Here is a 13,079-nt window from a genome sequence, read left to right on the forward strand (position 1 = left end):
CTGGCGGCCAGCGGCATTGCGGTGATCGTGGTGTCCAGCGACCTGATGGAGGTGATGGGTATTTCTGACCGCATTCTGGTGCTGTGCGAAGGCGCCATGCGCGGCGAACAACTGCGCGAGCACGCGACTGAATCCAACCTGCTGCAGCTGGCCTTGCCGCGCGGCCTGGCGAACTGAGAGAAGACCATGACCATTCAAAACAACGCGCTGCCTTCGGCACGCAAACCCCTCGATATGCGCGCATTGCTCGACAACTGGGCGATGCTGTTGGCGGCGGTGGGCATCTTCGTGCTGTGCGCGCTGCTGATCGATAACTTCCTCTCGCCGCTGAATATGCGCGGGCTGGGCCTGGCGATATCCACCGTGGGCATCGCTGCGTGCACCATGCTGTTCTGCCTGGCGTCGGGGCACTTCGACTTGTCGGTGGGCTCGGTGATCGCCTGTGCCGGTGTGGTGGCGGCGATTGTGATGCGCGATACCGACAGCGTGATGCTGGGCATCGGCGCTGCATTGTTGATGGGCCTGATGGTGGGGCTGATCAACGGCATCGTGATCGCCAAGCTGCGCGTCAATGCCTTGATCACCACCCTGGCGACCATGCAGATCGTGCGCGGCCTGGCGTACATCTTCGCCGACGGCAAAGCGGTGGGTGTGTCGCAGGAACAGTTCTTTGTGTTCGGCAACGGCCAGTTGTTCGGTGTGCCGGTGCCGATCCTGATCACCATCGTGTGTTTTCTGTTCTTTGGTTGGCTGCTCAACTACACCACTTACGGGCGCAACACCATGGCCATCGGCGGCAACCCGGAAGCTGCGTTGTTGGCGGGGGTGAACGTTGATCGCACCAAGATATTGATCTTCGCCGTGCACGGTCTGATCGGCGCCCTGGCCGGGGTGATCCTGGCGTCGCGCATGACCTCGGGCCAGCCGATGATCGGCCAGGGCTTCGAGCTCACAGTGATTTCGGCTTGTGTGCTGGGCGGCGTATCCCTGAGTGGCGGCATCGGCATGATCCGCCATGTGATTGCCGGGGTGTTGATCCTGGCGATCATTGAGAATGCGATGAACCTGAAGAACATCGACACGTTTTACCAGTACGTGATTCGCGGCTCGATCCTGCTTTTGGCCGTTGTTATTGACCGTATGAAACAACGTTGATTCAAGCCTTCGGGAGATCAAATGTGGAAGGGCCGGTGCAACGATTCGACTTGCCCCTCCCACATGTTCACCGAGCACGACCCATCCAGACGGGTGGGTGCCGAGGCCGTTACAAAATCAAGCTTGCCCCTGCCTGACCAAATCTACTGCAACGCTTCAAGCGACCAACGGGGGCTTGCGTCACCTCTGTTTAATTGTTAGCTTCTGGCAAAATGTTAACGATAACATTTGCTCTAACAATAAAAACAAAACAGAGACTCACGCCATGAAAATGCTCCCAAAAACCCTGTGTTTACTGGCTGTCGGCATCACCTTCGGTGCTCAAGCCTTTGCCGCCACACCGCCCGCGCCCATTCGTATCGGCGCCTCCTTCCAGGAAATCAACAACCCCTATTTCGTCACCATGAAAAACGCTCTGGAAGAAGCCGGCGCGACCATCGGTGCCAAGCTGATCATCACCGACGCTCGCCACGACGTGTCCAAGCAGGTCAGTGATGTTGAAGACATGCTGCAAAAAGGCATCGATATCCTGCTGATCAACCCTACCGATTCGGTCGGCGTGCAGTCCGCCGTCAAGTCGGCCCACGCCGCAGGTGTCGTGGTGGTGGCAGTGGATGCCCAGGCGGACGGCCCGCTGGATTCGTTCGTGGGCTCGAAGAACTTCGACGCGGGCTTCCAGGCGTGTGAATACCTGGCGAAGACCATCGGTGGCAAAGGCAATATCGCCATCCTCGACGGCATCGCCGTGGTGCCGATTCTCGAACGTGTGCGCGGTTGCAAAGAGGCGGTGGCCAAGCACCCGGACATCAAGATCGTCAGCATCCAGAACGGCAAGCAGGAGCGTGACCAGGCGCTGACCGTGACCGAAAACATGCTGCAGGCCCAGCCGACCCTCAAGGGTATTTTCAGCGTGAATGACAACGGCTCCCTCGGTGCGCTCTCGGCCATCGAAGCCAGCGGCATGGACGTGAAACTGGTGAGCGTCGACGGTGCGCCGGAAGCGATCAAGGCGATCCAGAAACCCGGCAGCCATTTCATCGCCACCTCGGCCCAGTACCCCCGCGACCAGATCCGCCTCGCCCTGGGCATTGCCCTGGCCAAAAAGTGGGGCTCTCAAGTCCCGGCCAGCGTGCCGGTGGACATCACCTTGATCGACCAGGCCAAGGCCAGGGACTTCAGCTGGTAAATCCCCAGGCCCCACGCAAACCGTGGGGCCCAGGTCTTCCTTCTGAGCGCGAGGTCGGCGGTATGAGCAGTCTTCTGAAGCTGGAAAACATCTGTAAGCGTTACCCGGGGGTACAGGCCCTCAAGTCCATCAACCTGCAAGTGGAGCGTGGCGAAATCCATGCCTTGCTGGGGGAAAATGGCGCGGGCAAATCCACCCTGATGAAGATCCTCGGCGGCGTCGAGCATCAGGACGAAGGGCAGATCCTCATTGACGGCCAGGCGCAGCAGTTCGCTACTTACCGCGATGCCATCGCCGCCGGTATCGGCATCGTGTTCCAGGAGTTCAGCCTGATTCCCTACCTCACGGCGGTGGAAAACATCTTCCTCGGCCATGAGTTGAGCAACCGCTTCGGCCTGTTGCGCAAACGTGAGATGGCCGAGGCGGCGCAGGCGTTGTTTCAGCGTTTGGGGGTGAGTATCGACCTGTATTGCGCGGTCAAGCACCTGAGCGTGGCCGAGCAGCAGTTCGTCGAAATCGCCAAGGCCCTGGCCCTGGACGCACGCCTGCTGGTACTCGATGAACCCACCGCGACGCTGACGCCCAGCGAAGCCGAGCTGCTGTTCGAGATCATGCGCGAACTCAAGCGCCAGGGCGTGGCGGTGATTTTTATCTCGCACCACCTGGAAGAGATTTTCCAGGTCTGTGACCGCATCAGCGTGCTGCGCGACGGCGGCAATGTGGGCGTTACCGACGTGGCCGACAGCGATATCGACCGCCTGGTGGAGATGATGGTGGGGCGCCGCCTGGAGTGCAGTTTCCCGCCCAAGCCCACTTGCGAGCGCGGCCCGCTGTTGCTGGAGGTCAAAGACATCCAGCTGGTGCGCAATGGCCCACACAACAGCTTCCAACTGCACAAGGGCGAAATCCTGGGCTTTGCCGGACTGGTCGGCTCGGGCCGTACCGAATTGGCCCTGGGCATGATGGGGGCGCTGCCGTCGGTGAGCAAAGAGGTGTGGCTGCGCGGCGAAAAAATCAGCCTTGACGACCCAGCCCAAGCCTTGGCGCACGGCATCGGCCTGCTGCCGGAAAGTCGCAAGAGCGAAGGGCTGATCACCGATTTCAGCATTCGCGAAAACATCTCCCTGAACAACCTGCCCAAATATCAGAACGCCTCGGGTTTGATCGACAAGGCCAAGGAGTGCGCCAGCGTCGAAGCTCTGATGCGCCAGCTGTCGATTAAGGCGCCCAGCGGCGAAAGTCGCGTGCTTAACCTCAGCGGCGGCAATCAGCAAAAAGTCGTGATCGCGCGCTGGATCAACCACCACTGCGAGGTGCTGGTGTTCGACGAGCCCACCCGCGGCATCGACGTCGGCGCCAAGGCGCAGATCTACGCGCTGATGCGCAGCCTCACCGAACAAGGCTACGCAATCATTATGATTTCCTCCGAATTGCCCGAAGTCATCGGCATGTGCGACCGCGTCGCCGTGTTCCACAAGGGCGCGATCGTCAAGGTCCTGGAAGCGTCCGCCGTCAATCCTCAAGAGGTCATGCGCCATGCAACAGGGGGCTCAAGTGAATACGTCCATTAACACCGCAAACACCGGCCGCTTGCGCCTGAATGTGGCACGGCTGCTGCGCTCGCCGGCGTTCTATCCCTTCGTCGGGCTGGTGGTGGTGACCCTGGTGATGATCCTTGCCAGCGACACCTTCCTCACCGCCAGCAACCTTTCCAATATCGCTCGCCAGGTATCGATCAACGCGATCATCGCGGTGGGCATGACCTGCGTGATTCTTACCGGTGGCATCGATTTGTCGGTGGGGCCGGTGATGGCGTTATCCGGCACGCTCACGGCCGGTTTGATGGTGGCCGGCGTGCCGCCCGGCCTGGCGATTGGCGCCGGGTTGCTGGTAGGCGTGGCGTTCGGCATCGGCAACGGGTTGTTCGTGGCTTACCTGCACATGCCACCGATCATCGTCACGCTGGCGACCATGGGCATCGCCCGTGGGTTCGGGCTGATGTACACCGACGGCTACCCGATTTCCGGGCTGCCGGAGTGGTTCGCCTTTTTCGGGCGCGGCAGCGTGTTCGGTATGCAGGTGCCGATCCTGATCATGTTGCTCACTTACCTGGCCGCCTATGTGCTGCTGCAACACACGCGTATAGGCCGCTACATCTACGCCATCGGCGGCAATGAAGAAGCGGTGCGTTTGTCCGGGGTGCGTGCGGCGCGCTTCAAGCTGCTGGTGTACGGCATCAGTGGCCTGACCGCGGCGATAGCCGGGCTGGTGCTCACCTCGCGGCTGATGAGCGGCCAGCCCAATGCCGGTGTGTCGTTCGAGCTTGATGCGATTGCCGCCGTGGTACTCGGCGGTGCATCGATCGCCGGCGGGCGCGGGGTGATCGTCGGCACCTTGCTCGGCGCCATGCTGCTGGGCGTGTTGAACAACGGCTTGAACATGCTTGGCGTATCGCCTTACGTACAGAGCGTGATCAAGGGCGGGATCATTTTGCTGGCGATCTTTATCAGCCGTCAGCGCCATCGATAAATACCTCATCACACAGGACCCAACACCATGGACAAGCACACCCACATGCAAGCCGTCGTCTGCCACGGCCCGAAAGACTACCGCCTGGAACGCATCGGCAAACCCCAGGCCCGCGCCAATGAGTTAGTGATTCGCATCGCTGCCTGTGGTATCTGCGCCAGTGACTGCAAGTGCCACTCCGGCGCTGCGATGTTCTGGGGCGGTGACAACCCCTGGGTCAAGGCGCCGGTGGTGCCGGGGCATGAATTTTTCGGCTACGTGGTGGAGGCGGGCGAGGGCGCCGAGGAACACTTCGAGGTCAAGGTCGGTGACAAGGTCATCGCCGAACAGATCGTGCCGTGCGGCAAGTGCCGTTTCTGCAAATCGGGCAAATACTGGATGTGCGAAGTGCACAATATTTTCGGCTTCCAGCGTGAAGTGGCCGAAGGCGGCATGGCCCAGTACATGCGTATTCCCAAGACTGCCATCGTGCACAAGATCCCTGAGGCGGTGTCCCTGGAAGACTCGGCCCTGGTGGAGCCCATGGCCTGCTCGATCCACACCGTGAACCGCGGCGACATCCAGCTCGATGACGTGGTGGTGATTGCCGGCGCGGGCACCCTCGGTCTGTGCATGGTCCAGGTGGCGGCGCTGAAGACCCCGAAAAAACTGGTGGTGATCGACATGGTCGACGCGCGCCTGGAACTGGCCAAGCAATTCGGCGCCGATGTGGTGATCAATCCCGCCCGTGACAACGCCCGCGAGATCATCAATGGTCTCACCGACAACTATGGTTGCGATGTCTACATCGAGACCACGGGGGTACCGGCCGGCGTCACCCAGGGCCTGGACCTGATCCGCAAGCTTGGGCGGTTTGTGGAGTTCAGCGTGTTTGGCGCCGAGACCAGCGTGGACTGGTCGATCATCGGCGACCGCAAGGAACTCGACGTACGCGGCGCGCACCTGGGGCCGTATTGCTACCCGATTGCCATCGACCTGTTCGAGCGTGGCCTGGTCACGTCCAAAGGCATCGTCACCCACGATTTCCCGCTGGACGACTGGGCCGAAGCGTTCGAACTGGCGAACTCGACCAAGTCGATCAAGGTGCTGTTGAAACCGGTGCTGCCCGCCCATGAGTAACAACATGAACTACGTCATGGGTGTCGACATCGGCACCCAGAGCACCAAGGCGCTGCTGGTGGATGCCCAAGGCACGATCATTGCCCAGCACAGCCAGGGCTATCGCGTGGATAAACCCAAAGTGCGCTGGGCCGAGCAATGGCCGCAGGTGTGGCTGGACGCTGTGCAAGCCTGCGTTGCCCAGTGCATGGCCAAGGCTGGCGTGCCGGCGGGGCAGGTCAAGGCGCTGTGCATCAGCAGCCTGTACGGCGGCTCGGGGATTGCCGTGGATGCGCAGATGACACCTTTGCACCCGTGCCTGATCTGGATGGACCGCCGCGCTGGCGAGCAGGTCGAGTGGGTGCGTGAGCATGTGGATCTGGAGCGGCTGTTCGCGGTCACCGGTAACTCGGTGGACAGCTACTACGGTTTCACCAAAATGCTCTGGCTCAAGCAGCATCAACCGCAAGTGTGGGCGAACACTTGCTACTTGCTGCCGCCCAACAGCTACATCAACTGGTGCCTGACCGGTGAGTTGGCGGTGGACCACAGCAGCGCCGGCAATATCGGCGGTGTCTACGATGTGGCGGCGCGCAACTGGTCAGGCGAGATGCTGGATGCGCTGGGTATCGCGCGGTCGATGATGCCCGAGCGCTTGGTGTATTCCGGTGAGGTGGTGGGTGGTTTGCTCGCAGACTGGGCCACTCGCCTGGGCTTGCAGGCGGGCACGCCCATCCTGGCCGGTGGCGTTGACGCGGCCATGGCGACCCTGGCCGCAGGCGTGACTCAGCCGGGCAACCATGTGGCGATGATCGGCACCAGCATGTGCTGGGGCTACCTCAACCAGCAGGTGGATGCGCACCACGGCCTGGTCAGCATGCCGCATGTCTATAACGGCCACCGCGACCTGTACATCTTCGGCGGTGCGATCACCGCCGGAGCGTCGGTCAGCTGGTTTCGCGAGCAGTTCTGCCAGGCCGAAGAGCAGCAGGCCCAGACAACCGGGCAAGACAGCCTGGTGCTGCTGGAGCAGAGTGCCAGGAAGATCCCGGCGGGCAGTGAAGGTGTGGTGTTCCTGCCGTACCTGATGGGCGAGCGCAGCCCGGTATGGGACGACCGCGCCAGCGGCAGTTTTGTCGGGCTGAACCTGTATCACAGCCGCATTCACCTGTACCGCGCGGTGCTGGAGGGTGTGAGTTTTGCCCTGCGCCACAATATCGAAGCGGGCACCCAGGGCGCGCATTCCCTTGACCCGCGTTTGATCGTGGTGGGTGGAGCCAGCCATTCGGATTTGTGGATGCAGATCATTGCCGATGTCACCCGCTACCCGGTGTACACCATTGTCCAGGAGGTTGAAGCGGCTTTGGGCGCGGCGTTGCTGGCGGCGCATTCGGTGGGGTTGGTCAGTGATGAGGCGATGGACACAGGCTGGGTGCAACTGGAGCAACGGGCGCAGCCCAAGCGCGAGAATGTCATGGCCTATGACCGGGCGTTTACCGAGTACCTGAAGCTGTATCCGGCCCTGAAACCGATCATGCACAACCTGCAAGCTACCTGACTCAACACGGTTAAAAATGTGGGAGGGGGCTTGCTCCCGATGGCGGTGTATCAGTCAGCTTATCTGTAGCTGACACACCGCCATCGGGAGCAAGCCCCCTCCCACAGTCAATCTTCATTGTTCTTGAGATTTTGATCTATGAACGCAGTCTTCAACTTCACCCACCAGCGCATCCTAGTCACCGGCGCCAGCAGCGGCATCGGTCGCGAAATCGCGCTCCAACTGATCAACAGCGGCGCCGAAGTCTTTGCCCTTGGCCGCGACGCCCAAGCCTTGGCCGAACTGGGCTGCTACTCCCTCTGTGTGGACATTGCCGACAGCGCAGCCCTCGATAAAGCGCTGCAAGACCTGCCGCCCCTGCACGGCCTGGTCAACTGCGCCGGCATCTCGCGCCTGGAGCCCGCCGCCGCGATCAGCGCCGAGGCTTTCGACCAGGTAATGAACGTTAACGCCCGTGCCGCCGCCCTGGTGGCCAGCCGTGTCGCGGTCAAGATGATCGCGGCAAACATTACCGGCAGTATCGTCAACGTCTCCAGCCAGGCGTCGTTGGTGGCGCTGGACGATCATCTCGGTTACTGCGCCTCCAAGGCCGCCATGGATGCGATCACCCGCGTGCAATGCGCCGAATGGGGCCGCTTTGGTATTCGGGTAAACAGCGTCAACCCCACGGTGACGCTTACGCCGATGGCAACCATGGCCTGGTCCGAGCCGGCCAAGCGCGATCCGGCATTGGCGGCAATTCCCCTGGGGCGTTTTGCGCAACCCTCGGAAGTGGCGTTGCCGGTGCTGTTCCTGCTCAGCGATGCCGCCAGCATGATCAGCGGCGTCAGCCTGCCCATCGACGGCGGTTACACCAGCCGCTAGCCGTTCTCCAACTGGCCGGCGATGACCACCTTGTCCCGCGGCTTGTACGGATCTTCCAGGCGATCGAGCAGCAAACGTACCGCGCTGCTGCCAGCCAGTGACGCGTCGTGGGCCACGCAGGCGATCGGCACGCCAAAGATATCGGCGAAGGGCAGGCGGTCGATGCCGCAGATGGTCAGGCTGTCATGGGGGATGTTGTGCATGCGCAGTGCGCGCAGGGCGCCGAGGGTGATCAACTGGTTAAAACCCATGATCGCGTCCGGCGCCGAATGTTCGGCGAGGTAGTCCAGGGTGTGCAGGTAGGATGGCATCAGCGTGTAGTCGCCCGCCTGCACTTCAACGTGCACCTGGGGATGCTCGGCCAGCACTTCGCGCAAGCCTTTGAGGCGCTCCACGGTGATGCGCGAGTGCTCGGGGCCGGTCAGCACCAGCAGGCGCTTGAGGTGCGGCGTCTGGCGCAACAAGTAGTGCGCGGCCTGGATGCCGCTGTGGTAGTTGTCGAGCACCACGCGGCTGAACGGGCTGTCGTGGATCGTGCGATCCAGCAGCACCACAGGGGTCTTGCCGTTACCCAGGCGTTCCAGGTAGTCGGGCTGGTAGTTCGGCTCATCGGAGACCGGCGACAGGATGATCCCCGCCACGCGGTAACCCAGCAGCGTATCGACCGCCTTGCTTTCCAGTTCTTCCAGTTCGTCGGTGTCCACCAGCATGATGGTGTAGCCGTGTTGTTTCGCCTCGCGGGAAATGGCCTTGATCATTTCGCTGTAGAACGGGTTGTCCACCGAGGCGGTGATCACGCCGATGATCAGGCTTTCACTGCGCTTGAGCCCGCGCGCGAAGGCGTTGGGCACGTAGTCGAGTTCGCGTGCCACTTCGAGGATGCGCGCCAGGGTGGCGGGTTTTACCAGGTCAGGTTTGCTCAGCGCCCGGGACACGGTGATGGTGGTCATGCCGACCCGTTTGGCAATGTCGCTGATGGTGACGGACTTTTTCTTGTTCATCGGTAAGGCTGCGAGAGGACACATCAGCAGGCTAGCATGTGTGCAGGCCCAGTGTGATTCAAATCAGCGGGTCCCAGCGTTGCGACCAGTCACCTTCAGCCTTGACCAACTCGCGCAGCAACGCCAGCGCCTGCTGCAACACCGCCGAATCCCGCGCCCGCGAATACACCAGGTAAGTCGGGAAACTGAACTCCGGCGCCTTGGGCACGCGCTGCATCACGCCACTGTCCAGATAGCTTTGCACCACCCGCGTGCGGAAATACCCGGCGCCACCGTTTTCCAGGATGTACTGCAGCGCCAATGGGCCCAGGTTGAAACTCACGGCGGCACGTGCGCGGTCGGGCAGGGCGGCGTCATGCTGCTGGCGGAAACCCTGGCCCCAGTCGATATACACATAGGGCTCGGGTTTGCTCGCCAATTGCACCAGGATCAGTTTTTCTTCCAGCACTTGCTCTACCTGCAAACCTGGCCAGTACTGCGGCTGGAACACCAGCGCGGCATCGAGCACGCCCAACTCCAGTTGACGCAACAGGTACTCGCCCTCGCGAATTTCGGTACGCAGTGCATGTCCGGGAATATGCTCGCGCAGCGCCTTGGCCCAACCGAGCATCAGCGGGTTGCACAGGCTGACCTCACCGCCGATATGCAGCACATTGCGATAGCCATCGGGTAACGGCAGGTCACGGCGCGCCGCTTCCCAGGTTTGCAGCAGCTGGTTGGCGTACACCACAAAGGCCTCGCCATCGGCGGTCAGGCGTGCACCGGCACGGTTGCGGATAAACAGCGTGCTGCCCAACTGGCTCTCCAGGTTCTTGACCCGGGCGGTGATGGCGGTCTGGGTGACGTGCAGTTTCTCCGCCGCTGCGGCGAGGCTGCCGCAGCGGGTGATTTCGAGGAAGGTGCGTGCCAGTTCGATGTCCATGAAGCCCCCCGGAAGATGAATGGAGGGCATTGTAGTGGAATGCGGTAAAAACTGTGGGAGGGGGCATGCCTCCCACATTTTCGATTGAATCTCAGCTCAGGGTTTCAGGTGCTTGCAAATGCTCGGTAGGGAAGGCTTTTGCATAGGCATGACACACCCTCAACACCTGCTCATCGGCAAACCGCGCAGCCACCACATGCAACCCCACCGGCAAACCATTGGCGGCCAACCCGCACGGCACCGACGCAGCCGGTTGCTGGGTGAGGTTGAAGGGGTAGCTGAACGGCGTCCATTCCATCCACTCGTTCATCCCCGAGCCGGGCGGTACGTTGTGCCCGGCTTCGAACGCGGTAATCGGCATCATCGGCGATACCAGCACGTCGTAGTGCTCATGGAACGCCGCCATGCGCGCAACCAGTGCGGCGCGCGCTTCCAGGGCGGCGTTGAAGTCGTCCAGGCTCAGACGCTCGCCCCGTTGCGCAATACGCAGCAGCCCCGGGTCCAGCAGTTGCTTTTGCGCGTCGCTCATGGAGCCAGTCAGGCGTGCAGCGCCGGCGGCCCACAGGGTGCTGAACACCTCAAGCGGGTCGCTGAAACCCGGGTCGATCTGCTCGACATGGGCGCCCAATTGCACCAGGCGCTCCACCGCCTGGGCGACGACCTTGGCGACTTGCGGGTCGACATCCACATAGCCGAACGTGGGGCTATAAGCCACGCGCAAGCCCTTCAGATCCGCCCCTGGGGTGAGCCAGGGCGTGGTCCTTGGCGCCCCGATCAGGCCATCGCGCACATCCATTTGTGCCACGGTCTGTAGCATCAGCACGCTGTCTTCCACCGTGCGGGTCATGGGCCCCAGGTGCGACAGGATGGTCATGGAGCTGGCCGGCCACTGCGGCACATAACCGAAGGTCGGCTTGATCCCGAACGTGCCGGTGAACGCACACGGGATGCGAATCGAACCGCCCGCATCGCTGCCCTGGTGCAACACGCCTAGGTTCAACGCCGCCGCCGCGCCCGCGCCACCCGACGAGCCGCCCGCGGTGGTGCGTGTATCCCACGGGTTGCGGGTGATGCCGTACAGTGGGTTGTCGGTGACGCCTTTCCAGCCGAACTCGGGGGTGGTGGTCTTGCCCAACAACACCGCGCCGGCCTTGCGCATGAAGTGCGAGAAGGGCGCGTCCACATTCCAAGGCCCCTCGGCGGATGAGGTGCGCGAGCCCTTGCGGGTGGGCATGCCGAGGGTCAGCGTGAGGTCTTTTATCGACGCTGGTACGCCATCCAGGGCGCCGCAAGGGGCACCTTTTAACCAACGTTGCTCCGAGGCCCGCGCCGCGTTCAATGCACCCTCAGGATCGAAATGGCAGTAGGCGTTCACCACCGGGTTGTAGCGTTCGATGCGCAGTAGCGCATCTTCGGTGACCTCTACCGGTGACAAGCTCTTGTCGCGATAATGCTTGAGCAGTTGCACCGCCGTCAGTTGGCCGATCTCACTCATGCTTGAACTCCCTGCGCCGCATTGACCATGGCCCGCAGCAACACCGCGCAGCCAGCCGCCAGATCATCCGGCGCGGCGTTTTCGATTTCGTTATGGCTGATGCCGCCTTCGCACGGCACGAAGATCATCCCGGCGGGGCCCAGCTCGGCGACGAAGATCGCGTCATGCCCGGCGCCGCTGACGATGTCCATATGGCTCAAGCCCAAGGCTCTCGCGCCATCGCGCACGGCATTGACGCAGTCCGGGTGGAAGTCCAGCGGCGGGAAGTCGGCGGTGGGCGTCAGTTCAAAGGTCAAGCCGTGTCGGGCGGCCGTGGTTTCGATCACGTCGCGTACTTCATCGACCATGGCTTGCAGCTTGTCGGCATGCAGGTGGCGCAAGTCGAGGGTCATCTGCACCTGGCCGGGAATCACATTGCGCGAACCCGGGTGCAGGCTCAGGCAACCAACGGTGCCGCAGGCATGGGGCTGTTGTTGATGGGCGATACGGTTGACCGCGCTGACCACCTCGGCGGCTCCGACCAGGGCGTCCTTGCGCAGGTGCATCGGTGTGGGGCCGGCGTGGGCTTCGACGCCGGTGAGGGTCAGGTCGAACCATTTCTGGCCCAGGCAGCCCATGACCACGCCGATAGTGGTGGCCTGGTCTTCCAGTACCGGGCCTTGCTCTATATGGGCTTCGAAGTAGGCGCCGACCGGATGGCCCAGAACCGCACGGGAACCGGCATAGCCAATGCGCTGTAATTCGGCACCTACCGACAGGCCCTGGTCGTCGCGTTTGTCGAGGGTGTCCTGCAAGTCGAACTTCCCGGCAAACACCCCGGAACCCATCATGCATGGCGGGAAGCGCGAGCCTTCTTCGTTGGTCCACACCACCACTTCAATCGGCGCTTGGGTCTGGATCTGCAAGTCATTCAAGGTACGGATCACTTCCAGCCCGGCCATCACCCCGTAGCAGCCGTCGAACTTGCCGCCGGTGGGTTGGGTGTCGATGTGGCTGCCGGTCATCACCGGGGGCAGGGCGGGGTTACGTCCGGCACGACGCGCAAAGATATTGCCGATGGCGTCGACGGTAACGCTGCACCCGGCCGCTTCGCACCACTGCACGAACAGGTCGCGGGCCTGGCGGTCAAGATCAGTGAGGGCCAGGCGACACACGCCACCCTTGGCCGTGGCGCCGAGTCGGGCCAGGTCCATCAGCGATTGCCACAGGCGGTCACGGTTGATCAGCGGGGCGTTGCTCGGGAGCGGTTGCGCAACACTATTCATCAGAGA

Annotated in this window: 11 protein-coding genes and 1 pseudogene; 8 read left to right on the forward strand and 4 right to left on the reverse strand. The window is 62.3% G+C overall.

Annotated features, from left to right (window positions below; translation table 11 throughout):
- From araG to TK42_RS24455, 8 genes and pseudogenes are all read left to right on the forward strand, one after another.
- Positions 1-177 (forward strand): annotated as a pseudogene (gene araG, locus TK42_RS27220) (L-arabinose ABC transporter ATP-binding protein AraG); the annotation flags it as partial.
- Positions 178-186: 9 nt separating this feature from the next.
- Positions 187-1,155 carry an L-arabinose ABC transporter permease AraH gene (gene araH / locus TK42_RS24425; protein WP_005787495.1) on the forward strand — a complete coding sequence of 323 codons (969 nt, stop codon included), beginning with the start codon at positions 187-189 and terminating at the stop codon, positions 1,153-1,155.
- Positions 1,156-1,420: 265 nt separating this feature from the next.
- A complete protein-coding gene (locus tag TK42_RS24430) occupies positions 1,421-2,341 on the forward strand; it encodes a substrate-binding domain-containing protein (RefSeq protein ID WP_103735356.1) in 921 nt (306 codons plus the stop codon).
- 62 nt (positions 2,342-2,403) lie between these two features.
- Positions 2,404-3,912, forward strand: a complete 1,509-nt coding sequence (locus TK42_RS24435) for a sugar ABC transporter ATP-binding protein (RefSeq protein ID WP_103735357.1) — start codon at positions 2,404-2,406, stop codon at positions 3,910-3,912.
- Complete coding sequence (locus TK42_RS24440) at positions 3,878-4,870, forward strand: ABC transporter permease (RefSeq protein ID WP_078821149.1); 993 nt, start codon at positions 3,878-3,880, stop codon at positions 4,868-4,870. Before TK42_RS24435 ends, TK42_RS24440 begins: the two co-directional genes overlap by 35 nt.
- Before the next feature lie 27 nt (positions 4,871-4,897).
- Positions 4,898-5,989: an alcohol dehydrogenase catalytic domain-containing protein gene (locus tag TK42_RS24445; protein ID WP_032876446.1), complete on the forward strand. Its 1,092-nt coding sequence runs from the start codon at positions 4,898-4,900 to the stop codon at positions 5,987-5,989.
- 4 nt (positions 5,990-5,993) lie between these two features.
- Complete coding sequence (locus TK42_RS24450) at positions 5,994-7,526, forward strand: FGGY-family carbohydrate kinase (RefSeq protein WP_103735358.1); 1,533 nt, start codon at positions 5,994-5,996, stop codon at positions 7,524-7,526.
- A 138-nt stretch (positions 7,527-7,664) separates the two neighbouring features.
- Entirely contained in the window at positions 7,665-8,390 is a 726-nt protein-coding gene (locus TK42_RS24455) for an SDR family oxidoreductase (protein ID WP_103735359.1), read from the forward strand.
- Here TK42_RS24455 and TK42_RS24460 read toward each other — a convergent pair.
- From TK42_RS24460 to TK42_RS24475, 4 genes are all read right to left on the reverse strand, one after another.
- Complete coding sequence (locus TK42_RS24460) at positions 8,387-9,391, reverse strand: LacI family DNA-binding transcriptional regulator (protein WP_078821059.1); 1,005 nt, start codon at positions 9,389-9,391, stop codon at positions 8,387-8,389. The genes TK42_RS24455 and TK42_RS24460 overlap by 4 nt on opposite strands.
- Before the next feature lie 58 nt (positions 9,392-9,449).
- The gene (locus TK42_RS24465; protein WP_103735360.1) at positions 9,450-10,313 is read right to left on the reverse strand and encodes a LysR family transcriptional regulator; all 864 of its coding nucleotides are present in this window, start codon (positions 10,311-10,313) and stop codon (positions 9,450-9,452) included.
- A 91-nt stretch (positions 10,314-10,404) separates the two neighbouring features.
- The gene (locus tag TK42_RS24470; RefSeq protein ID WP_103735361.1) at positions 10,405-11,808 is read right to left on the reverse strand and encodes an amidase; all 1,404 of its coding nucleotides are present in this window, start codon (positions 11,806-11,808) and stop codon (positions 10,405-10,407) included.
- Entirely contained in the window at positions 11,805-13,073 is a 1,269-nt protein-coding gene (locus TK42_RS24475; RefSeq protein WP_103735362.1) for a Zn-dependent hydrolase, read from the reverse strand. The genes TK42_RS24470 and TK42_RS24475 overlap by 4 nt, the downstream gene beginning before the upstream one ends.
- Positions 13,074-13,079 lie beyond the last annotated feature (6 nt).

Source organism: Pseudomonas sp. GZJR-8, from assembly GCF_002916705.1.
In the GTDB taxonomy this organism is placed as follows: domain Bacteria; phylum Pseudomonadota; class Gammaproteobacteria; order Pseudomonadales; family Pseudomonadaceae; genus Aquipseudomonas; species Aquipseudomonas synxantha_A.